The following is a 21,638-nucleotide window of genomic DNA, read 5'->3' on the forward strand; positions in this document are numbered from 1 at the left end:
GCGCAGTGTCATCGGCCGGCCCCCGTGTCGTCGGGAGACGGGGTGCCGGTGGGGGTCGGCAGTTCGACGGTCGGCGCGGGAGTGAGTCCCTGTCCGGTCACCCGACCGTACACACGGTTCAACGTGTCGGTGAGGCTGCCGACGAAGTCCTCGCCGTCCTGGGCCCCCGGCCAATGGCTCTCCGGATCGTCCAGCGCAGCCAGGCTCAGCCAGGAGAGCCGAACATAGATCGCGACGGAATTACCCTTGGTGTTCGAGGCCAGTTTCGGTGCGAGCTGCTCGAGTTGCTTCATGGCCACGTCGAGGTCGTCGCCGATCGCAGCGACCGACGAGAGCGTCTGCTCGGTGCCGACCAACAGATCACGCAGCGCCGGACCTGTTTCGTCGGTGAAGGTTGCTAGCTTGCCTGCCGCACCTCCCGCGGCGGCGATGACGTCGGTGATGCCTTTGCTGTTGTCGGCCAGCGTCTGGGTGAGTTCGGGTAGCTGCTGTGCGATCGCGTCTATCGCGTCGGTTCTGGCACCGAGAATCGAACTGAGCTCCTGCGTTCGGTCCAGCATCGAATCGATTCGATCGGTGCGCTCGTTCAGGTCCGTCACCGTGGCGGTGAGCTCGGTGAGAATGTTCGACGCGTCGGCGCTCCGACCGTCGATCGCCGTGCCCAGTTCTGCGATGATGGTCTGCAGTCTGCTGACCCCACCGCCGTTGACGACGAGCGACGCCGAGGCGAGCAGTTCCTCGACACTGGCACCCGCGGAGGTGGAGGTGATATCGATGGTCGAATCGGGTTGCAGCCGAGGGGTATCGGGTCCTGTGCCGGGCGAAGACAGAGAGACGAAGACATCTCCCAGCGGAGTCGCCTGTCGCAGTTCGGCCCGTACGTCGCTCGGAAGGTTCACGCCCGACCGAATGGCCATCTGTACCCGCGCCGTGTAGTTCTCGGCGTCGATCTCCTGGACCTGACCGATGTCGACCCCGCCGAGTTTGACCTTCGCCTGCTGAGGCAGGTTGAGTGCATCGGTGAAAACGGCGTCGATGCGGTACGAGTCGGCACCGACCCCCGGGCTCGGCAGCGGCAGGTCCTCGAGGGTGGTACTGCAGCCGGCGAGAAGTGCCGTCGCCGAGATCGCTGCGATCGGCATCGTCCAGTACTTCACGGCTGACTCAGCCCCAGCAGCGAGGCCGAGATGCCGAAGTCCGGTCCGAAGTCGTACACGCGGCCGGTACGGCAGCCCTCCGACTTCGACTGGATTCGCTGGCAGAACTCGTTGACCAGTTCGGTATCGAACAGCGTTCTGTCGGTGAGGAAGTGGACGCGCAGAGCTCTGGAGACCGGATCGGTGGCGTTCTCGAGATTGCGGAACAGCGTCGGTGCCGTGTCGATCGTCTCCGACAGTTCACGGCTGTGGTCGGTCAGTCCCGCGACCGTGGTCTCCAAGTTGGCGAACAGTGCAGGAAAGGACTCTCGGTTCGCGTCGATCAGGCCCGTCAGTCGACTCGTCAGCCGATTGATCTGCGCGACGGTTTCTCCGAGCGCGGCCGACTGATCACCTGCTTCACCGATCACCTGCGCCATGTCCGTCGAGAAACCACGAATCTGCGTATCATTCTCTGCCGCAACGCGGGTCAGCTCACTGACCGAGGTGATCAGGCGGGTCAAGGAGTCCTTGTTGTCCACCCCGACCGCCAACGCTGCGGACAGATCGTCGAGAGTGGACCGGATCTTGGCCCCGTTTCCCGTCAATCCCTCGTTCGTCACCGCCAGTAGATCGGCGATCGGCCGATTGCCGTCGCTGCTGTCCGCGAGAGTGGCCGACAGCTCGGTGACGGCGTCGAGCACCCTGTCGATCTCGACGGGTACGTGCGTTCGGGAGAGGGGCACATGCGCCCCGTCCTCGAGAACCGGCCCGTCTCCCGAATACGGCGGCGTCAACTCGACATGCCGATCGGTCACCACCGACGTCGAGATGGTCGCCACGTCCAGATCCGCTGGTAACTGCACCGATTCGTCGACCGTCATGCTGATGCGTACGTGCGAACCCTGCGCCTCGATGCTGTCGACTGTTCCGACCGACATGCCCAACACCGCAACCTCGTTTCCCTCGTAGAGTCCGGCCGCGTTCTCCAGATCGGCGGTGATGGTGATGGTCGAACCGGTCGCCGAGGAGAGCGGTCGAGGCATGCCGCAGCCGGTGCTCGTCAGCAGCACAGCCGACGCGCATACGGCCGTGGCGACCCGAATCCCGGCTCTCATCGGCAACCCTGAACCACGTGGGCCGAACACAACCAGTTGTCCGGCAGCAGCGACCACGGAGTGGCGATGTCGACGTAGGGACCGTTGCCGAAGGCGTTCGTCATCTGCCGCACGGTGACCGGCAGACTTTCGTACACCCGCCGCAGCGTGTCGTCGTTGTTGGCCAGACCCTGACTCAGCGCAGTCAATTGCCCGATCAACGGGTCTATCGCAGCACGGTTCTCGGCGAACACGGTGTCGAGCTGGGCGGTGAGCGCATCGGTCGAGGCAAGCAAGTTCGCCACCGCGCCCCGCTGCGCGGCGATGGTGTTTGCGAGAGCCGCACCTTGGCCCAGCATCGACATCAGGGCGGCACTGTTGTCCGACAATCGCGCCGTCACCCGATCTGCATCGTCGAGCAGCGCCGCTATCTGATCCTCTCGATCGGCGATCACCCTCGACAGGGCCGAGATGCTGTCCAGTGCTTGACCGGTCAGTTCGGGAGTGCCTTCGAGTTGATCGGCGACCGTGGTCAGTGACTCGCGCATCGTTCTCGCATCGATCTGCTCGATCACCGGTGTACCGGTCTGGATCGCCTTCTGCAGATCGAAGGGAACTGTGCTGTGCGACAGCTCGATCGGACGATCACCCAGCGGGGCGTCGCCGTCCGGTGTGAGTGAGACGTAGCGCGACCCCAGAATGGTGGACAATTTGATCTCGGCTTTCGTCTCGGAACCCAACTCGACGGAGTCGTCCACATCGAGCACGACGTGAACGTGATCGCCTGCCAGCGCCAGAGAATCGACCTTCCCGGCGGAGACTCCGGCGATGCGGACGTCGTCACCGCTCCGCAGCCCGGCGGACTGAGCGAAGAGAACGTCGACGGTCCGATCGCCGATGCCTGCATGCTGATAGCCGAGCACCGCACCGAAGATCAGGACGATTGCCACGCATCCGGCGATACCGCGCCAGAAGTCACGGGGCATCGCCCGGGTCGAGGCCCGAACGCGGGCCGATAGCGACGTCATTCGAGGCAGACCTCCGACTGTGCGGTGCCGCCGACTCGACTGAAAACACCTGGTGGGAAAAGAAGTCCGGCGAAACTGACGTCCAGATTGCAGACGTACATGTTGATGAAGCTTCCGTTCTCGGTGATGCGCGAGAACGACGAGAGCACCGAGGGCAGCATCCCGATGGACGTGCTCAGTTGCGCGCCGTCGCGGTTCACGAGATCGGTGGTCGCGCCGAGTCGATCGATGGTGCCCGAGAGCGTCGGCCGTACGTCGTCCACCATCTCGGCGACGGGACCGGCGGAATCTCCGATCGTGCGCACCGCGGTGGCCAGAGGTTCTGCTTGCGCATTGAGATCGGTCATCAATCTCTGCGTGGATTCGATGAGAGCCGTCGTATCGTCACCGCGATCGGCCACCTCGGCCAGTACCTCGCCCAGGTTGGCTACGATCAGACCGAGTATTTCGTCCTTCTCCGCGAATTCTGCTGCCAGCGAGGCACTTTGCACCACCAGAGTGCTGATCGAGACGCCGTCTCCCTGCAGGGTGGCAACGATGGACTCGGACAACGAATTGACCTGCTGGGGGTCGAGCACGCTGAACAGTGGTTGGAAGCCGTTGAGGAGAGCGGAGACGTCGAACGACGGCTCGGTGCGCTCGATCCCGATGGTTGCACCCGGCTCGACCGTACCGGTGGATTGCCCGATGGTGTCGAGGGCGAGGTAGCGCTGACCGATCAGATTCTGGTACTTGATCGAGATCGTAGTGTTCTCGTACACGGTCTGGCCGCGCTCGAGGACGAATTGCGCTCGTGCGGTGTTTCCGTCGAGCGAGACATCCTCCACTTTGCCCACGCGCACACCGGCGATCCGGACGTCGTCGCCGCTCTGTAGCCCTGATGCATCCTCGAAAAGCGCAGCGTACGTTTCGGTTTCACCTGCCACCGAACGGCCGAGGGTGGTCCAGATCAGCGTGGTCACCGCGATGGCCAAGACCATGAAGATGCCGAATCCGATGAGGGGCCTGCGAATCGACGTCATGGTGCACCGACCGGATCGGCGTTGTCGATCGCGATGGTCTGCCCGCGCAGCAGCGGCCCGAGGAGAATGATCGAGGTGGGATCGGCCGGCCTACCGAGCACATCGCCGATTGCGGCCTTCTCCTCGTCGCTGCCGACGGATCCGATGTTGCCCGGCGAGTACGAGATTCCCTCCGCCGGAACACTCGTGCCGCCCAGCGCGTCGCCGCCCGAGGCTCGCGACGGCGGTGCAGTGGAGCAGCTGGCTCCGGCCATGTCGCCGTAGCGGGGGCAATCTTCCCGGGTGTACGGGGTGAATGGGGTGGCGGTGATGTCGATCGACCAGATCAGTCGCCCGTTGGGGCCGGTGAAGGCGCGGTTGAAGCCTTCCAACGTTCGGCCGAACTCCCGCACACCGGCAGGAAGGTCGTCTCCGTTGACGGCCAGAGCTCCCATGACCGGGTCCAGGTCTCGAACCAACGAAATCGCCCCGGACAGGTTGGGTGCCAGCGCCGCGTCGAGACTCGACGTGGAACCGGCCGCGCTGGTCAGGAATTGCGTCAGCTGATCGCGCTTCTCCGCGATGGTCGCCGCGGGAATCAGCGAACTTTCCAAGGTGTCCAACAACAGCGGGGCCGTTCTGCTCAGGCTGCCGATCGAGGTGTCGAGCAGGTCGATATCGGAAGTGAGATCCGGCATTTCGGCTCGGAGTGCGGTCAGGTACTCACTGGCTGTCGAGATGGTGGAGCCGATCGATTCACCGCGGCCGTCCAGAGCGTCGGCGAGCGTGGACAGCACCGAACTCGACTTCTCGGGGTCGACTGCGGTCAGCACGTTGCGCAGACTCGTCATCGCGGTCTGCAGTTCCAGCGTTTCCTGTGAGGCGTCGCCAGGAATGGTTGCGCCCGCCTCGATGCTCCGTCCGCCGCCGGTATCCACCAGTTCGATCGAGGAAACGGCGAAGATGTTGCTGGGCACGACCCGCGCGGTGACGGTGTCCGGGATCGTCTCGGCGCGTGCGGGATTCAACCGAATTTCCACGGTGCTGTTGCCGGTGGGATCGCTGTCCACCCCGGCAACCGCGCCGACCAGAACTCCGCGGAACTTGACGTCCGCATTCTGCGGCAGACCGTCTCCGAGTGTGGACATCGACGCGACGACGTCGACGGTGTTGCGCCAGACACCCGTGTAGCGCGCCAGCAGAAGCCCTGCGATGGTGCTGAACAGCAGGAACACGCACAGGCCCCGGATCACGAGCGCGGACATCGACGGTGCGCGCCCTCCCACATCGAACATCCCGGCCCCTATCCCGAGATCCTGATGCCGGGATCGGATCCCCACATCGCAAGGGTCATCAACGTATTGACGAAGATGACGACGATGATGCTGGTGCGGATCGCCTTGCCTGCCGCCACCCCGACTCCTTCGGGGCCGCCGGACGCGTAGTACCCGTAGTAGCACTGGATTATCGTCGTGAGAAGAACGAAGACAACAGCTTTGGTCACCGAGTACAGGACGTCCTGGACGGACAGGAACGAATGGAAGTAGTGCAGGTACGTGCCCGCGGATTGGCCGCTCTGCACCCCGACCACGATTTGAGCCGTGAGGTAGCTCGCGCTCAGTCCGAGAACGTACAGCGGCAGAATTGCGATGACGGCGGCCATCATTCGGGTGCTGACCAGGTACGCCAAGGGGTCGATCGCGAGTGACTCGAGCGCGTCGATCTCCTCACCGATTCGCATCGAACCCAGTTGCGCGGTGAAGCGACAACCGGCCTGGGCGGCGAACCCGATGGCAGCGATCAGAGGAGCAAGTTCTCGGGTGGTCCCGAACGCGGACACTGCTCCGGTCAACGGGCCCATGCCCAGAAGATTCAGCGCGGTGTAGCCCTCGATGCCGACGGTGGCTCCGGCGAAGGCTCCGAGGAGAACGATCACTCCGATGGTGCCGCCACCGACGACGATGGCACCGTTTCCCCAGCTCACGTCCGAGAGCAGACGCCACAGCTCGGGCCGGTACCGCCGCACCGTGTAGGGCATCGATCCAACGGATCGGCTCAGGAAGGTCGCCTGGTGGCCCAACGTGGCCAGGGCGCGCGTCGGTGCGGCGACCGCGGCGTTCGCCGCACCGACGAGGGGGCGTAGCAGCGGCGGTGTGTAGCGAGTGGCCATGTCAGATCAACCGAGCCGGGAACACGATGGTGTAGAGCTGGGTGAACAGGACGTTGACAGCGAAGAGCAGGATCACCGAACTGACCACAGCCGCGTTGACCGAGTTGGCCACACCACCGGGTCCACCGCGAGTGGTCAACCCCTTGTCGCAGGCCACTATTGCCACGATCGCGCCGAAGACGACGGACTTGATCAGAGCCAGCACCAGATCACCGATGGTGGCGAAGGCCGCGAAAGTACCCAGATAGCTACCCGGTGTACCGGACTGAACGAACACGTTGAACATGTAGCCGGTGATGAATCCGACGAAGCAGACGCTGCCGCAGAGCAACACACTGACCAGCATCGCGGCGGCCAATCGTGGCACGACGAGTCGTTGCAACGGCGAGATGGCCATGACTTCCATGGCGTCGATCTCGTCCCTGATCGTGCGAGAACCCAGGTCCGCGCACACCGCCGACCCGACCGCCCCGGCCATCAGCAGCGCGGTCACCAACGGCGCGCCCTGACGGATGATGCCGAGACCGTTCGCGGCACCGGCGAACGAGGTGGCACCGACCTGGCCTGCGATGGCACCGACCTGAACCGACACGATGACTCCGAAGGGGATCGCGACCAGCAAGGTCGGGATGACCGATGTGCTTGCCATGAACGCACATTGGCGGATGAATTCGGAGAAGGGAAACGTCCGGTGGACGATGTCCGAGGTCAGTGATCTCCCGGCCCTGACACCCATCCCCATCTGGCGGCCGAAAGTGGAGATCGCGACAACGGGGTGCTGCCGAAGGTAATTCGAGGCCATCCGGCCCATCGCGTTGGGCATCAGCGGTCGAACACCGCGCGGACCGTCTGGGACTCGGGCACGGACTGACATGCCAATCGCACCCCGTGTTCCATCTCGTGCTCGTCGAGCGTCTCGTTCGCGAGCATCGTCACGGTGCCTTCGGTGAGCGTGTAGGCGCAGCCGCCGCAGGTTCCTTCGCGGCAGACGTACGGCGCGTCCAGACCGAGTTCGAGGAGGCGGTCGAGAAGCTTGGTGCCCGCACTCCAGGCGAACTCGGTCTCGGTCCCGTCGATCTCGACCCGAGCGGTGACGGAGTTCGCATCCGATTCGTGAGCAGTTGCGGTCCTGTCGTCCCGAAACGGGTTGGAGTCGAAGGAGGAAAAGACCTCTCGATGCGTTCTACGTGCGACCGTGCCGGTGCGGTCGAGCCACTCCTCGGCGACGTTCATGTACTGCGGGGGACCGCACAGGAATGCCTCGCAGTCGGCCGGAACGGTCGCGCCCGTCGAGGCCAGTCCCGCAGCGGTGGGCAACCCCGATTCCGAGGCGTACCAGTGGTGCACCTCGAGTCGTTCGGGAAAGCGAGACTGCAGTTCGGTCAGTTGCTCAGCGAAGATCACCGAGTCGCGGTTCTGATTGGCATAGACGAGGGTGATCCGGTTGTCGTGCCGCAACAGGGCGGTCTTGATGATCGACATCATCGGGGTGATTCCGCTGCCTGCGGCCAGAAGGACGAAGTCGACGTCCCAGTTCTCGGGTCCGAACATGCCCGACGGCTTCAATGCCTTGAGCCGCATCCCGCGAACAGCGTTGTCGTGCAACCAGTGTGACGCTACCCCGTCCTGGATTCGCTTCACGGTCACGGTGGGGTACGGGTCGCGTACCGGGGAGCTGGAGAAGGAATAGCAGCGGGCAACCGAGCCGCCGTCGGTGCACGGAATCTCGAGGGTGAGAAATTGCCCGGGCTCGTACCGAAAGTGCGGTTCCCGGTGCGCGGGAACCGCAAAGCCGAGGGAGATCGCATCCTCGGTTTCGTGGGTCACCTCGGCGATCTCCAACTCGAAGATTCTGTCCTCGTGACCGACGGCAGACGCATCGAGGTCTGCCGGTGCTGCGTTCCCGAACATCGTCACGTACTCCCTCCTTCCGGCTGGCTTCGTTGTGTCGGTCGTCACTCTTGCACACTGGACCACTAATTAATAGGCCATTGACAAATGGCGAATAGCCAGTGAAGGTGACGAGGTGACTTCCACCACAAACCACGACTACCTGCCTCGCGGTGCCTTCGCGGCGGGTTCCCGACGAACTCGGCTGGCTGCCTTGACGACTCGGCTGACTCTGCGTCCGATCACCAACCTGCTTCCGACGTCCCGAGGCGGCATAGAGTTCTCCCGACGCCTCGTCGCCACCTCGATGAACCTCTTCGGTCCCGTTCCGAAGGGAACGAGAGTGGACCTCGTCGCCGACGGCCCGGTGCGCGGGGAATGGGTACGCGCGCCCGGACTGGCCCCGGGACCCCGGGTGATTCTCTACATCCACGGCAGTGCATACGTCATCTGTTCGGCACGGACCCATCGTGGCCTGACCGCGCGATTGTCCAGCTCGACCGGCCTGCCCGTGTTCACGGTCGACTACCGGTTGGCCCCGGAACACCCGTTTCCCGCCGCCGCCGACGACCTCGAAGCCGCCTACCGCTGGCTACTCGGCCAGGGGTACGACGCGGCGAACATCGTCATCGCCGGGGACTCCGCCGGCGGTCACCTCGCCGCCGACCTGCTCATCGAGAACGACCGGACCGGAACGCCGCAGCCCGGCGCGATGGTGTTGTTCTCGCCGCTGGTGGATCTCGACTTCGAGCTCTCGGCGCGGATGGAGCGCACGCGCAAGGATCCGATGATCTCGGCGAAGGCAGCGCGAGGACTCGTGGCGCTCTACACGGACGGTCACGACTCGAGCCTCCCGCGGTTACGGCTCGATCTCGCCCGCATGCGCGATCTGCCACCCACGCTCATCCAGGTGGGCGGAACCGAGATGCTGCGAGGCGATGCGCGGCACCTGCACACGATGATCGAGGCGGCGGGCGGACGAAGCGAACTCGAGATCTGGCCCGACCAGATGCACGTGTTCCAAGCTCTCCCGCGGCTGATCCCCGAGGCCGCTCACGCGCTCGAGCATGCAGCCGAGTTCATCGCCCACACACTCGACAACCAAGTAGTGCACCATGATTCGAAGGAACAGGTAGGTCGATGAGAAGCAAGACCGGAAAACCCTCGTACGGGTCGAGAGCGGTAGTGACCGGCGCAGGCAGCGGCATCGGCCGGGCCTTCGCCCTCGAGCTGGCTCGACGCGGAGGAGCCGTCATGTGCGCCGATATCTCGTTGCCGCGCGCACAGGAGACGGTAGCGATGGTGAACGCCCTCGGTGCCACCGGATACGCCGTCGAATGCGATGTGTCGGTACGCGAGAACGTCGAGGAACTGGCGCTTCGTGCCGGCGTCGAATTCGACGGACCCACCACGGTGCTCATCAACAACGCAGGCGTCGGAATCGGCGGAAAGCCCGTCGGAGACATCGGTTTCGAAGATTGGAACTGGGCTCTGGGGATCAACCTGTGGGGCGTGATCCACGGCTGCGAGGTGTTCACGCCTGCGCTGCGGGCAGCCGGTGAGGGCGGAATCATCAACGTCGCCTCCGCCGCAGGCTTTGCCGCCGCGCCGCTGATGGGTCCCTACAACGTCGGCAAATCCGCGGTGATGTCGCTGTCGGAGACGATGGCGGCGGAACTGTCGGGTACCGGTGTGCGGATATCGGTTCTGTGCCCCACGTTCGTCAAGACCAACGTTGCCGTCGACGGCCGGATCACCGCGAGTTCGTCCCGGCTGGCCGAGTTCGCGATGCGCTGGACCGGACGCTCACCGGACAAGATCGCTGCCCGAACACTCGATGCCTTCGACAAGGGTCGGCTCTACGTCGTTCCCCAGTTCGACGCCAAGGCCGTCTGGCGATTCAAGAGACTGCTGCCCGCGGTGTACGTGCGTTTTCTCGGGTTGCTCAATCGTGTGATGCCCGCCGAGCAGGAGCCGGCGAAGAACGAATCCCTCACCTCGACAACCACAGGAGCCTGACATGGCAATGGATTTCGAAGACATGTTGACCAAGATCAAGGACCGTCAATGGGCGCTGGCCGATATCGACTGGGACGGTCCGGGTGCGGAGACCATCAGTCCGGAACTGCACGCCAAGCTCAAGCCCTTCATGTCCGATCTGATGTGGATCGAGAACGTCGGCGCTCGGGGCTTCGCGGCCATGGCGCTCAAGGCCCCGAACGAGACGCTGGCAGAGATCTACCGCTACTTCCACGCCGAAGAACAGAAGCACGCCAATGCCGAGCTCGCTCTCATGCGACGCTGGGGCATGCTCGACGGTGACGAGATGCCCGAGCCCAACATCAACGTCAAGCTCGTCATCGACTGGCTCGACAAGCACTCGGACGGGCTGTCTCTGGCCGTGCTGGGAACCGTGATTCCCATGCTCGAGGTCGCGCTGGACGGTGCATTGGTCAAGTTCATCATGGACGAGATCGACGATCCGGTGTGTCAGGCAGTCTTCAAGAAGATCAACTCCGACGAATCACGGCATTTGGCAGTCGATTTCGCCGTGATCGAGCTTCTCGGGCATTCGCGGATGCGCAAGATTCTGGTCGACACCGTCGGCGCATGGATAAACCCGGCCCTCATCGTCGGCACGCTGCGGTACATCCCGCTGCTGAACAAGATGCGCGACAACATCGTCGAGATGGGCGTCGACGAGGAGCGCCTGTACACCGCGATGAAGCGATTCCGCAGTGTCGGGCAGCGTAGCCCCGAGGCACTGCGTGTGCCGATGTACCGAATAGTGCAGTGGCACGGCAGCATCGTCATCAATCGCAAGCACCCGTATCACCTCCTGGCGGACGGCCTGGTGAAGCTCACTCGCCGGTACCCGAGCAAGACTCTCAATTCCGAGCCGACCTGGGCCAAGGAACTGACCTACGAGCCCGTCGCATGAGCGAGCTCGATGCGCGCGAAGGTGTCCTCGACGCGGTGATCGTCGGTGCAGGCTTCGCCGGAATAGGTTCCGCTATCCGACTGCGCAACAAAGGTATCGACAACTTCGTCATCCTCGAACGCGGTAGTGCGGTCGGGGGGACCTGGCGCGACAACACCTATCCGGGCGCAGCCTGCGACATCCCGTCCAGGTTGTACTCGTACAGCTTCGCGCCGAACCCGAACTGGTCGCACACCTACTCCGGTAGCGGTGAGATTCTCGACTACATCCACACGATGGTGGACGAGTTCGACATCGAGTCGCGTATTCGATTCGGGCACAATGTGGTCGACATCATCTGGAACGAGGCGGCCGGGCATTGGCACCTGAGCATCGACGGGCACCCCGATGTTCGAGCGCGCACGGTGGTGATGGCGTCGGGGCCGCTCGCCAATGCCAGCCTGCCGAACATCCGGGGCATCGACACCTACGAGGGGCACAAGATCCACAGTGCTCGGTGGGATCACGACTACGACTTCGAGGGTAAGAAGGTCGCCGTGGTCGGAACCGGGGCGAGCGCGGTGCAGATCGTTCCGGAACTGGTGAAGATCGCCGACACGGTCAAGGTGTTCCAGCGCACGCCCGGTTGGACGCTGCCGAGAGTGAACCGAAAGACACAGGGCGGCACCAAGCGTCGATACGCTCGGTACCCGCAGGCTCAGACCATCGCGCGTTCGCTGTGGTTCTGGGGCCACGAGTCCGTCGCCCTCGGTGTCGTCTGGAAGACCCCGCTGACCCGCATCGTCGAACTGGTCGGTCGCGCCCATCTGCGGCGTCAGGTTCGCGATCCATGGCTGCGGCGTCAGCTGACTCCGCGGTTCAGGGCCGGCTGCAAGCGACTGTTGATGACCAGCGATTACTACCCGGCATTGCAGAAGCCGAACTGCACGCTGGTCACGTGGCCGATCGCAACGCTCTCGCCCAAGGGTATTCGCACCGTGGAAGGCATCGAGCATCAGTTCGACGCCATCGTGTTCGCCACCGGATTCGACGTGTCCAACACCGGGACGCCGATCCCGATCACCGGGCGCGACGGTCGGGTGCTGGCCGACGAGTGGAGCGCAGGGGCCAAGGCGTACAAGAGCATCGCTGTGTCGGGCTATCCGAACATGTACTTCACCTTCGGCCCGAACTCCGGACCGGGGCACAGCTCTGCCCTGGTGTACATGGAGGCCCAGATCGACTACCTCGTCGAGGCGATCTCCCTGGTTCTCGACGGCAATCTGCACAGCGCCGACGTGCGCCAGGACGTTCAGGATGCGTACAACGAGGAGATGCAGCGCAAGCTGGCCAAGACGACCTGGAATTCGGGTTGCAGCAGTTGGTATCTCACCGAGGACGGCTTCAACGCAACCATGTTCCCCGGTTTCGCCACCCAGTACGTCAACCAGCTCAGAGGCGTCGAGCAGGGCGACTTCACGATGGTCCCGCGCCGCGTCGAACGGCCGCGGGAACCGCTACGGGCCGCCGAGAGCATGCTTCCGTCGCGATGACGTTCGGGTTCGGGTCCACCTTCCGCCGCGTCGTCGACGTATATCCTGTGGGTCGACGCGCGGCGGAGGTAGGGAGATCGGTGGAGTATCGAATCGACGACTTGGCTCGAGAGGCCAAGACGACCACTCGTAACGTGCGGGCGTACCAGGAGCGTGGACTGCTTCCCCCGCCCACACTCCGCGGCCGAGTCGGTATCTACGGCGACGATCACCTGACGCGGCTGAAGGTGATCGATTCGCTGCTGCAGAGAGGTTTCACCTCGGTGCACATCGCCGATTTCCTCTCGGGCTGGGAGCAGGGCAAGGACCTCGGTGAGATCCTGGGCCTCCAGGAGATCGTGACCCGTAAATGGTCGTCGGAAGAGACCACGGTCATTCCCCTCGAACTGATCGCCCAATTTCTCGGCGAGGACAACGACGCCATCGTTGCCCGACTGATCGAGGCGAAACTGATCAGGATCGGCGGCGACCAGTGCGAGATTCTCGACCCCACTCTCCTCGAGGTCTTCGTCGATCTGAGCCAGTACGGCTTCACGCTGGAGCAACTGCTCGATCAACACGAGAGGACCGCGTCCAAGATGAACGCCATCGCCGAGTCGATGGTGGGGAGCGTGACCGACCACTTGATCGCGCAACACGGCCCGGGTTGGCTCCCCAAGTCGGGGGAGGTGGCCGAGACCACCGAGATGTTCGAGAAGATGCGCAGCCTGGCGATGAAATCTGCGCAGGCGGAGCTGGCCCGCGCCCTCGATCGCGTCCAGGAACAGGCGCTCAGTGACTATCTGTCGCAGACTCTGTCCAGGCAGAACGACCAATGATGGTTTGAAGACTGCAACAATCGGACATACCTGGCTCCCGACAGCCGAACGGCGGCTGACCGATCGAGGGGGCACCATGAGGTTCGTAACGTTGATCGTTCTCGTCTGGCTGATCATCGGCGCATTCGCGTCGTACCAGCGCGGAGACTTCGAGAGCGCACCCGAGAACTGCGCCGGAGCGGGCACCATCGCCCTCACCGTCGTCGCAGGACCGCTCAACTACTTCGGAGTCAACCCGGAGGTCACGGACTGCAACGTCAACGTGCCGCAGCCGAGTGAGTGATTCGAGTCTCTGACCGCGCGCCCGCGGTACACCTTCCCTAACCTGGTGAGGTGTTCCGCGGACGCTTACTGCTGTTTCTGGCCTTCGCGATCCCCGTTGTCCTGGTGTCCGCGATCGGTGTCGGCGGCTATGTCGCGTTCACCAAGGCTCGCGTCGATCCGCTGACCACGGCCGACGCCATCGTCGTACTGGGCGGCGAACACGACGGCCGCGAGGCCTACGGAATCTCGCTCGCCGAGCAGGGTCTGGCGAAGACGGTGGTGCTCTCCGATCCCTACGGGTCCGGTGACTCGACGATGAAGAAGGCGTGCGCCACATCGTCACAGAAGTTCGAGGTGCTGTGCATTCCGCCGGTGCCGTCGACCACGCGCGGAGAGGCGATCTTCACCGAGGAACTCGCCCGCGAACGCGGGTGGAACCACGTCATCGTCGTCACGTGGCGATATCACCTACCGCGCGCCCGCTACATCTTCGATCAGTGCTTCGACGGAACCGTCACCATGCGTCCGACGCCACGCACCTACGACTTCTCCCTCGTCGAATGGGAATTCACCTACCTCTATCAGCTCGCGGGATTCGTCAAGGCCGGAGTGCAGGGGCCGTGCGAGGACTCGGCGAGCGACTGACGGAGCCGAGTCAGAAAATCTTGTGATAGAGCGTGATGCCGGATTTCCACGCCAGGAATCCGAACATCACCGCGGCGATACCGCCCACCACGTTCGCAGCGAAGAACGTTGCTGCGCTGCGGTACTGCTGGTTCCGAGTGAGCCGAAGCGTAGCCAGCACGACCGTGGCCAACGGAGCCACCGACGCCAGAAATCCGATGCCCACCAGCGAACGAAACCGGTCCGGTGGATCGAGAGCGAACACCAACCCCAACGCCGCGCACGCCACCAGGTTGAGCGCGGACAACCGTCGCCGAGACCTGATCGCGTGCGAGAACACGAACTGCCCGAGCGCGGCGAGCCCGCCTCCGGCGGCCACCAGGAGCATGGTCGTCATCGAGCGCTGCTCGATCTCGGCTTGGTGATCGCCGCGCCGAGTGCCATGGCGATCAACGCGATCACCGGCGTTCCCACCAGATACATCACTGAATTCCAGGCACCGCGATGCGTCACGGCCTGGAACGCGTACAGGCCGAACGTGGTGAAACCGCACGCGAGCCCGAAGAGTCCGGCGCGGGCAACCGGGGCGTGCCGTCCCCACAGGTAGCCCAGGGCAGCGCCGACGACAAGACAACCGAACACGTTGACGCCGAAGGTGCTCATCAACAGCCACCTCGGCGAAGCCCGCCACGTCCAGACCTCGTACCGCAAAGCCGCACCGACAGCGCCGCCGACCGTGACCGCGACGTATTCGCCGACCGAACGACGACGGTCCGCTTGCTGCAGTCCCTCGATCACCGGAGCGAGCCTAGTGGGAGTCGAGCAACTCGGCCGAGTGGAAGAAAGTCGGCCGGGGTGGGCCGGGGTAAAGTCGGCATGTGACTGCGGACGACACGGGCCTCGGGCCCCAGCACTTCGATGTGATTGTGGAATGGCGTGATCAGGACGTGGTTCTGGCGGTGTCCGGTGAACTGGATCTGGTGACTGCTCCCGATCTGTCCGAGTCGGTTGCTCTCGTGCTCGAGAAATCGCCTTCGGCTGTGGTGATCGACCTCAGTGATGTGGGATTTCTCGCCTCCGCCGGCATGTCTCTGTTGGCGTCGACACATCAGCAACTCGGCGGCGACGCCGGGTTTGCGGTGGTCGCGGATGGTCCGGCCACCGGTCGTCCCCTCACTCTCGTCGGTCTGGACGAGGTGTTCGGAATCTATGCAACGGTCGACGAAGCATTCGTTGCACTTCGTAAGGGTAGATCCTGAACTTTTGGGTAGACGGGATTCATGATGGCGACTCTCTTCGGAGGTGACGACTCACGTACCGACAGTTCGATCTCGACGGCAGGTGCGCGAATGGAAGAACTGCTGTTCACCGGCGAACCTGCCGACGCCGATCGAGCGTCGGAGCTTCGTCGTGAGCTCGGTGACTGGTTGGGCAAAGTGGGCGTCGACCCCGATCGTGCATACGACGTGGTGTTGGCCACGTACGAGGCAATAGCGAACAGCGTCGAGCACGCGTATCGAGACCACACCGATCGCGGAACACTCGACATCCGGGTCTCGCGTGCCGTGGAGGGTCGAATAGAGGTGAAGGTGACCGATCGCGGGGATTGGGCGTCGCACAACTCCGACCCCAACCGCGGGCGGGGTGTGCCTCTGATGCGGGCGCTTGCCGACAGCGCCGCAGTGACCTCGGACCAGAACGGTACGACCGTGCACATGATCTGGGACGCGACCTAGAACGACCGCCCTGACCTCCCTGTCCGGCACACTGGTGCCATGGTCGACGTGCAGATCGCTACAGCGGAGAAGAAGAAGATAACTGTCCCGAATCTGCGCGTGCTGTGGCAGTTCGTCCGGCCGCACCGTCGGACACTGTCGCTGGGGCTGACACTCGGCCTGATCGGAACCGGAGCCGCTCTGGCTACCCCGATGGTGGCCAAAGGAGTGCTCGACGGCCTCGGCACCGACGCGTCCCTGATACAGCCGGTGCTGATCCTGGTGAGTCTGCTCGTGGTGGGTTCGCTGGTTCTGTATCTGCAGTGGATCGTGCTGGGGGTGCTGGCCGAACGCGTGGTCCTGGACGCCCGCAAATCGATAGTGCGCAAGTATTTCGGTGCCACGGTGGGAAGTCTCGGCACTCGGCCCACCGGAGAACTCGTCACCCGGGTCACCTCCGACACCGTGCTGCTGCGCGAGGCCACGTCGAATGCCTTGGTGGCCATAGTCAACAGTGTCGTCGGCCTCGTCGGTGCACTGATTCTCATGGCCGTGCTCGATCTGGTGCTGCTCGGCGCGATCGCCTCGGCCATCATCGCGATCGCGGTGTTGTTCGCGCGCCTGATGCCTCCTATCGCCGTCGCACAGCGGCAATCCCAGGAAGCGGTGGGCCGCCTCGGTGGAATTCTCGACGGCACGCTGCGGGCGATTCGTACCGTCAAGTCCAGCAGAGCCGAGGCCCGCGAATCGGAGCGAGTCATCGCCGAGGCGCGAATCTCCGCCCAGCACAGCGTCAGGGCGGTCAAGATCTCCGCGCTGGCATGGACGTTCGCCGGGGGCGGAGTGCAGTTGGCGATCATCGGCATCCTCGGTCTCGACGGCTACCGCGTCAGTACCGGGGCATTGGCCGTGTCCAGCCTGATCGCGTTTCTGCTGTACGCATTCCAGGTGATGGGGCCGGTGTCCACGCTGGCCACGAACATCACCGCACTGCAGGCCGGAATGGCGGCGGCTGCCCGTATTCGCCAGATCGACGACCTGGTCACCGAAAAAGGCGAGACGGGTCCCACGCGTTCGGTGAAGACCGAAGCGCCCGCTCCGGCTCTCGAATTCCGCAGCGTCACAGCCCGATACGCGCCGGGCAGGGAGCCGGCCGTGCGCGGTATGGACCTCGAGGTGCCCGCGCGTGGGCACACCGCGATCGTCGGCCCGTCCGGAGCAGGCAAGACCAGCGTCTTCTCGTTGATCCTGCGTTTCCTGACGCCCGAGGCCGGCGAGATCCGGCTCGGCGGCACTCCATACGACGAGCTGACCATCGACGAGGTGCGAGCCCGGTTGTCGTACGTGGAGCAGGAGACGCCGGTGCTCCCCGGATCGATCCGCGAGAACCTACTGTTCAGCCATCCCGATGCCAGCGAAGACGACATCTGGTCGGCGCTCGAGTCGGTACATCTGGACTCGGCGATCCGCGCCCTGGACGAAGGGTTGGACACCGACCTGATCGGATCGACCGTCTCCGGTGGGCAGCGTCAACGAATTGCGTTGGCCAGGGCGATCGTTCGTCGTCCGGAGATCCTTCTGCTCGACGAGGCCACGGCTCAGGTCGACGGCCGAACCGAGGCGGCAATCCACGAGGTGATCCGATCGATCGCGACCGACTCCGCCGTCGTGACCATCGCGCACAGGTTGTCCACCGTGCTCGACGCCGACACGATCCTCGTGATGGAGGACGGAGTGGTCCGCGCCAGGGGCACGCACTCCGAACTCATGAACACCGACTCGCTCTACCGAGAGCTGGTGGCCGCGTTGCGAATCGGCGACAACACGACATTGACGAAGTCCGGCTGAGAACACCCGGCCGGTGTCTAACGCCCGGAGTCGGATTCGGACTCGGTGGTGGTGCTCTCGTCGTCCGAATCGTTCTCGGCGGTGGTGGTGGTCGTCCGGTCCGAGGACGGGGTTCGGCGCGGGCTTCGCGTCGTGGTCTCGGGGCGATCCGGAGTGGTCGTCGTGGGGCGAGCGGTGGTGGGTACTGCGACCTGCCAGGTGGGCGACGGCGGGACGATGACGATCGTCGAGCTCGGCGTCGCCTCGACCGAACTCAGGCTGTCCGACTTCAGGGCGGGAGGACGAACGGTCTGGCTCGTGTCGTCGAACGCGCCGCCGAGAGCGCCGATGGTCAAGCCGACTGCGACTGCCACTCCGGCGCTCGCCACTGCTGCCGACGCGATGACCTTGTCGCGCATGCACAGACCCTAACGCCGTGGCCGGACCCGGATGGTCGGCAATGATGCGAGAACGTTACCTCAGGGAGCGACGCGGCGAGAGGTGGACGTTCACTGCGTCGACAACCGCAGAACATGGGGCAGTGTCTGCGCGATCAACTCCCCGGCCTGCTCGTACACCGAGTGATCGCGCCGATACGGATCGCCGATGTCGAGGGTGTCGACCCGGTGCACCGCCCGTGCGTCGGCCAGGGTCGCGATGGACTGCGCACCCGACGCGGCCGCGAGACCGGACGCCTCGAGCAGCGTGAAGGTGCGACGCATCTGCCGCGGTGCAAGTGCCAGGACGGCATCGCGATGGGCCGCCGTCATCGTCAGAACCAGGTCGGCGTCGGCAGCGATCGCAGGCGTGAGGCGTCGGGCAACAAAACCGTCCGGATCGCCACCGAGCTGCGTCAGCACCGTCGCGGCCGTCGGGTCCATGGCGTATCCGGTCAAGCCCTGCGTTCCGGCGCTGCTCGCGGTCAGCTCGAAGCCACCCTCGCGCGCGAATGCGGCCGCAAGTCGCTCGGCTGTGGGCGATCGACAGATGTTCCCGGTGCAGACGAACAGAACGCGCATGCCCGCAACCCTAGTGCTGTGGTCGGGTCCCGCACTGTGCACCGCGGGACGCGCTACAGTGAGCCATTGGTAGGGGGGATCGAGACTCGTTCGTGACATCGAGTCTCGGCGTGTGTTCACGGGGAAGTCGACCGAAGGCGGGTAATGACCGAAGTTCTCGGTGTGTCGGTGGGGGCCAGTGCCGTGCGCATGGCTCGTCCCGACGCGCGCCCTCAGGATTCGGGTCGCCTCGATTTCCACCACGACACCGTCGACGCCTACTGGGACCGCGCGGAGGAATTGGCCGCCGAATCGATCGGCGTCGTGCTCTCGCAGCCGGGCGACGGTGGACCGGTGCAAGCGACAGGCGTCGCGTATCGGGACCAGCAGCAGTTCGGCGAGATCCAGCAGGCGATGGCGAGTCAGCGCCTCTACAACTACCGACTGGTTCCCGAGGCGCGCGCGGCCTTGCAGTACCTCGAGGCGTCGGGCGAGCTGGGGCACTTCGGCACCATCGCTCTCTACGATCTCGGCAGCTCCGGATTGACGATCAGTGTCATCGACCGCGGTACCGGGCAGGTTCTGCTCGCCGAGCGCACCATCGACATCAGCGGCGACGACTTCGATCGGCTCATCTCGGACAATCAGCTCGCCAAGCAGGGCGTCGACATTGCCGACAACCAGGAACTGAGCGAGTTCACCGCGCGGTGCCGCGTGGCCAAGGAGCAGCTCTCGACCAGCGGCGCGGTGTGCCTGCCCGGTGACGGCGGCGTGATCCTGATCTCGCGTGAGTCGTTCGAGTCTCTGGTGACCGTTCCCATCGAGTACTCGGCGCGGTTGGTACGTGACGTGATCGGTCGTTCACCCAAGCACGTCGACGCTCTCTTCCTCATCGGCGGCGGTGCACGCATCCCACTGGTGGAGTCGATTCTCAGTGCGTGGATCGGCCTTCCCGTCGTCACCCCGGCGAACCCGGAATCGGTGGCCGCACGCGGCGCGGCGCTGCTCGCGACTCCGGTGGCCGACGCACCGCGTCGACCGAGCCAACAGCCGGGCGTTCGACAGTCTCCGTCCGACCCCGCATCGCTGACCGGGGCTCCCGATTGGTTGAGCCCCGACCCCGCTGCCGACAAGCCTGCCGACTCCAAGCGCAAGGTCCGCGGCGCAGTGCTCGTCGCAGGTGGCCTCGTCGCCATCGCTGCACTCGGGTTGTCCCTCGGGTACGGCGGCAGTTCGACGGAACCGACGAGTGCACCGGCCGAGACGAGCGCACCTGCCACGGCAGTGCCCACGACGCCGAGGACGACCGCGCCACCCACCACAGCGCCGCCGACCACCACCGTGCCGCCGACCACCGAGGCCGCTCAGGCCCCGGCTCGCACCTACTCCGAGCCGGAATACGTGCCGCCCGCTGAACCCGCGCCTGCTCCCGCCCCGGCGCCGCTGATCCCCGGCCTGCCGCAGATTCAGCTGCCGCAGATCCAGCTGCCTCCGGCGCCGGTGATCGAGTTGCCGCGCTTCTAGCTCGCGTCGGTGCCCGCCCGGATCAGGGCAGCTGCAACTCCGCGAGAACCGCCAGGTGATCGCTGTCCGGGATCGCCAACGGCTCGACCGACCGAGCCCGGACGTTCTCGCTCGTCACCACATGGTCCAGCCGCGCGAGCGGACGCTCCGACGGGAACGTGCGGAACAGGCCCGCGCCTGCCCCGTCTGCCGCGTCGGAGAACGGGGACGATGCCAAGGTGCGGAACTGCCGATGGTCGTTGGTGGCGTTGAAGTCGCCCGCGACGAGCACGGTGCCCTGATAGGTCTCCATGATGGACCGCATCCTGGCCAGGTCGGCGTCCCACTCGGTGGTGTGGCGCGGTGTGGCAGGCGACATCGCGTGGAAGGAGACGACGGTCAGATCCTGCCCGTCGACGGTGGTCTTCGCCTGGACCGGTACGAATCCGAAGTTGTCGAGGCGGGTGCCGTCGGTCAGCGGGGTGCGGCTCCACAGCCCGGTGCCATCGGCCACCGGTAGGGCAGCAGTGAAGGAGAACGGCAGCAGGTCGTCGATGCCGGCGGCCTGCAGATCGGTCACTTCTTCCGGGGTCAGTTCCTGGACCGCGAGAATGTCGACGTCGTGGGTGCGCACCGCGTCGACGATGGACGCTGCGTCGGCGTCGCCGTGTGCGACGTTGATCGTCAGGACCGACAATTCGGGTCCGGTGTTGTCCGGGCCGTCGGACAGGTACATCGGCACCTGAACGCCGACGACGGCGACGGTGATCAGTACTGCGACGGCCGACCCGATGCGGGAGCGCGCTGCGGCGAACAGGATCACGGCGGCGATCGAGGCGACACCGAGGTACGGAGCCCCGACGACGAACGCAACAAAAGTGATCTCGGTCACACCAATCTGGCGAACGAGGAACATTCCGAAGACGACTGCGAGCAGAGCCCAGCCGATGACCAGCGCTGCGCTGGATGCGAATCGGCGCATCGTGCTCGTGCCTCCTATTGCGTGCCCGAGATGGGCGTGGATGTGTCAGGTGTTGTCTACACTCGGCATGTGCCCAGCTCAGAGCCAGTATGCAAGTGTCATCACGAACAGG

General features: G+C 64.7%; 24 protein-coding genes. 11 read left to right on the forward strand and 13 right to left on the reverse strand.

All coding sequences use genetic code 11. The features are described 5' to 3' along the window. Nucleotides 1-8: 8 nt before the first annotated feature. From ABZ677_RS04865 to ABZ677_RS04900, 8 genes are read right to left on the reverse strand one after another with little or no spacing between them, the layout of a single operon-like run. The gene (locus tag ABZ677_RS04865; RefSeq protein ID WP_358367005.1) at nt 9-1,142 is read right to left on the reverse strand and encodes an MCE family protein; all 1,134 of its coding nucleotides are present in this window, start codon (nt 1,140-1,142) and stop codon (nt 9-11) included. Nucleotides 1,143-1,153: 11 nt separating this feature from the next. Then, nucleotides 1,154-2,254, reverse strand: coding sequence for an MCE family protein (locus ABZ677_RS04870; RefSeq protein WP_358367007.1), 1,101 nt, complete (start codon nt 2,252-2,254; stop codon nt 1,154-1,156). Beyond that, nucleotides 2,251-3,261, reverse strand: coding sequence for an MCE family protein (locus ABZ677_RS04875; protein ID WP_082898755.1), 1,011 nt, complete (start codon nt 3,259-3,261; stop codon nt 2,251-2,253). The genes ABZ677_RS04870 and ABZ677_RS04875 overlap by 4 nt, the downstream gene beginning before the upstream one ends. Further along, entirely contained in the window at nt 3,258-4,283 is a 1,026-nt protein-coding gene (locus ABZ677_RS04880; RefSeq protein WP_037193996.1) for an MlaD family protein, read from the reverse strand. The genes ABZ677_RS04875 and ABZ677_RS04880 overlap by 4 nt, the downstream gene beginning before the upstream one ends. Continuing rightward, nucleotides 4,280-5,557: an MCE family protein gene (locus ABZ677_RS04885; RefSeq protein WP_358367011.1), complete on the reverse strand. Its 1,278-nt coding sequence runs from the start codon at nt 5,555-5,557 to the stop codon at nt 4,280-4,282. Before ABZ677_RS04885 ends, ABZ677_RS04880 begins: the two co-directional genes overlap by 4 nt. Before the next feature lie 8 nt (nt 5,558-5,565). Then, complete coding sequence (locus ABZ677_RS04890; RefSeq protein WP_037193998.1) at nt 5,566-6,432, reverse strand: ABC transporter permease; 867 nt, start codon at nt 6,430-6,432, stop codon at nt 5,566-5,568. Between the two features lies 1 nt (nt 6,433). Beyond that, nucleotides 6,434-7,243: an ABC transporter permease gene (locus tag ABZ677_RS04895; protein WP_037194213.1), complete on the reverse strand. Its 810-nt coding sequence runs from the start codon at nt 7,241-7,243 to the stop codon at nt 6,434-6,436. An 11-nt stretch (nt 7,244-7,254) separates the two neighbouring features. After that, nucleotides 7,255-8,343: a ferredoxin--NADP reductase gene (locus ABZ677_RS04900; RefSeq protein ID WP_094684333.1), complete on the reverse strand. Its 1,089-nt coding sequence runs from the start codon at nt 8,341-8,343 to the stop codon at nt 7,255-7,257. A gap of 115 nt (nt 8,344-8,458) precedes the next feature. Here ABZ677_RS04900 and ABZ677_RS04905 point away from each other — a divergent pair, with 115 nt between their 5' ends. The 7 genes from ABZ677_RS04905 (at nt 8,459) to ABZ677_RS04935 (ending at nt 14,522) form a co-directional block, all read left to right on the forward strand. Further along, on the forward strand, nt 8,459-9,466 hold the full coding sequence (locus ABZ677_RS04905) for an alpha/beta hydrolase (protein ID WP_358367014.1): 1,008 nt from the start codon (nt 8,459-8,461) through the stop codon (nt 9,464-9,466). Further along, on the forward strand, nt 9,463-10,341 hold the full coding sequence (locus tag ABZ677_RS04910; RefSeq protein WP_037194001.1) for an SDR family NAD(P)-dependent oxidoreductase: 879 nt from the start codon (nt 9,463-9,465) through the stop codon (nt 10,339-10,341). Before ABZ677_RS04905 ends, ABZ677_RS04910 begins: the two co-directional genes overlap by 4 nt. A gap of 1 nt (nt 10,342) precedes the next feature. After that, nucleotides 10,343-11,263: a ferritin-like domain-containing protein gene (locus tag ABZ677_RS04915; RefSeq protein WP_358367018.1), complete on the forward strand. Its 921-nt coding sequence runs from the start codon at nt 10,343-10,345 to the stop codon at nt 11,261-11,263. Next, entirely contained in the window at nt 11,260-12,795 is a 1,536-nt protein-coding gene (locus tag ABZ677_RS04920) for an NAD(P)/FAD-dependent oxidoreductase (protein ID WP_358367021.1), read from the forward strand. Before ABZ677_RS04915 ends, ABZ677_RS04920 begins: the two co-directional genes overlap by 4 nt. 80 nt (nt 12,796-12,875) lie before the next feature. Next, a complete protein-coding gene (locus tag ABZ677_RS04925) occupies nt 12,876-13,613 on the forward strand; it encodes a MerR family transcriptional regulator (protein WP_358367023.1) in 738 nt (245 codons plus the stop codon). Between the two features lie 76 nt (nt 13,614-13,689). Continuing rightward, entirely contained in the window at nt 13,690-13,896 is a 207-nt protein-coding gene (locus tag ABZ677_RS04930) for a hypothetical protein (protein WP_037194008.1), read from the forward strand. Between the two features lie 50 nt (nt 13,897-13,946). After that, nucleotides 13,947-14,522: a YdcF family protein gene (locus ABZ677_RS04935; RefSeq protein WP_094740009.1), complete on the forward strand. Its 576-nt coding sequence runs from the start codon at nt 13,947-13,949 to the stop codon at nt 14,520-14,522. Between the two features lie 10 nt (nt 14,523-14,532). Here the strand turns inward: ABZ677_RS04935 and ABZ677_RS04940 are convergent, their stop codons facing one another. Together ABZ677_RS04940 and ABZ677_RS04945 are read right to left on the reverse strand one after the other, a co-directional pair. Then, nucleotides 14,533-14,898: a CrcB family protein gene (locus ABZ677_RS04940; RefSeq protein WP_094632813.1), complete on the reverse strand. Its 366-nt coding sequence runs from the start codon at nt 14,896-14,898 to the stop codon at nt 14,533-14,535. Then, nucleotides 14,895-15,299, reverse strand: coding sequence for a CrcB family protein (locus ABZ677_RS04945; protein ID WP_358367027.1), 405 nt, complete (start codon nt 15,297-15,299; stop codon nt 14,895-14,897). Before ABZ677_RS04945 ends, ABZ677_RS04940 begins: the two co-directional genes overlap by 4 nt. 128 nt (nt 15,300-15,427) lie before the next feature. Here ABZ677_RS04945 and ABZ677_RS04950 point away from each other — a divergent pair, with 128 nt between their 5' ends. Genes ABZ677_RS04950 through ABZ677_RS04960 form a run of 3 tightly spaced genes read left to right on the forward strand, consistent with a single transcriptional unit; the run spans nt 15,428 to nt 18,064 of the window. After that, nucleotides 15,428-15,760, forward strand: coding sequence for an STAS domain-containing protein (locus ABZ677_RS04950; protein WP_037194222.1), 333 nt, complete (start codon nt 15,428-15,430; stop codon nt 15,758-15,760). A gap of 21 nt (nt 15,761-15,781) precedes the next feature. After that, entirely contained in the window at nt 15,782-16,237 is a 456-nt protein-coding gene (locus ABZ677_RS04955) for an ATP-binding protein (protein ID WP_052047952.1), read from the forward strand. Between the two features lie 39 nt (nt 16,238-16,276). Continuing rightward, complete coding sequence (locus ABZ677_RS04960; RefSeq protein ID WP_358367030.1) at nt 16,277-18,064, forward strand: ABC transporter ATP-binding protein; 1,788 nt, start codon at nt 16,277-16,279, stop codon at nt 18,062-18,064. Nucleotides 18,065-18,081: 17 nt separating this feature from the next. Here the strand turns inward: ABZ677_RS04960 and ABZ677_RS04965 are convergent, their stop codons facing one another. Beyond that, entirely contained in the window at nt 18,082-18,462 is a 381-nt protein-coding gene (locus tag ABZ677_RS04965; RefSeq protein ID WP_358367033.1) for a hypothetical protein, read from the reverse strand. A 90-nt stretch (nt 18,463-18,552) separates the two neighbouring features. Beyond that, complete coding sequence (locus tag ABZ677_RS04970; protein WP_358367036.1) at nt 18,553-19,062, reverse strand: low molecular weight phosphatase family protein; 510 nt, start codon at nt 19,060-19,062, stop codon at nt 18,553-18,555. Nucleotides 19,063-19,206: 144 nt separating this feature from the next. Here ABZ677_RS04970 and ABZ677_RS04975 point away from each other — a divergent pair, with 144 nt between their 5' ends. Beyond that, nucleotides 19,207-20,565 carry an Hsp70 family protein gene (locus tag ABZ677_RS04975; protein WP_358367039.1) on the forward strand — a complete coding sequence of 453 codons (1,359 nt, stop codon included), beginning with the start codon at nt 19,207-19,209 and terminating at the stop codon, nt 20,563-20,565. 22 nt (nt 20,566-20,587) lie between these two features. Here the strand turns inward: ABZ677_RS04975 and ABZ677_RS04980 are convergent, their stop codons facing one another. Next, entirely contained in the window at nt 20,588-21,526 is a 939-nt protein-coding gene (locus ABZ677_RS04980; RefSeq protein WP_037194017.1) for an endonuclease/exonuclease/phosphatase family protein, read from the reverse strand. Nucleotides 21,527-21,638 lie beyond the last annotated feature (112 nt).

The sequence above is a fragment of the Rhodococcus sp. NPDC006774 genome (assembly GCF_040636045.1).
Taxonomy (GTDB): domain Bacteria; phylum Actinomycetota; class Actinomycetes; order Mycobacteriales; family Mycobacteriaceae; genus Rhodococcoides.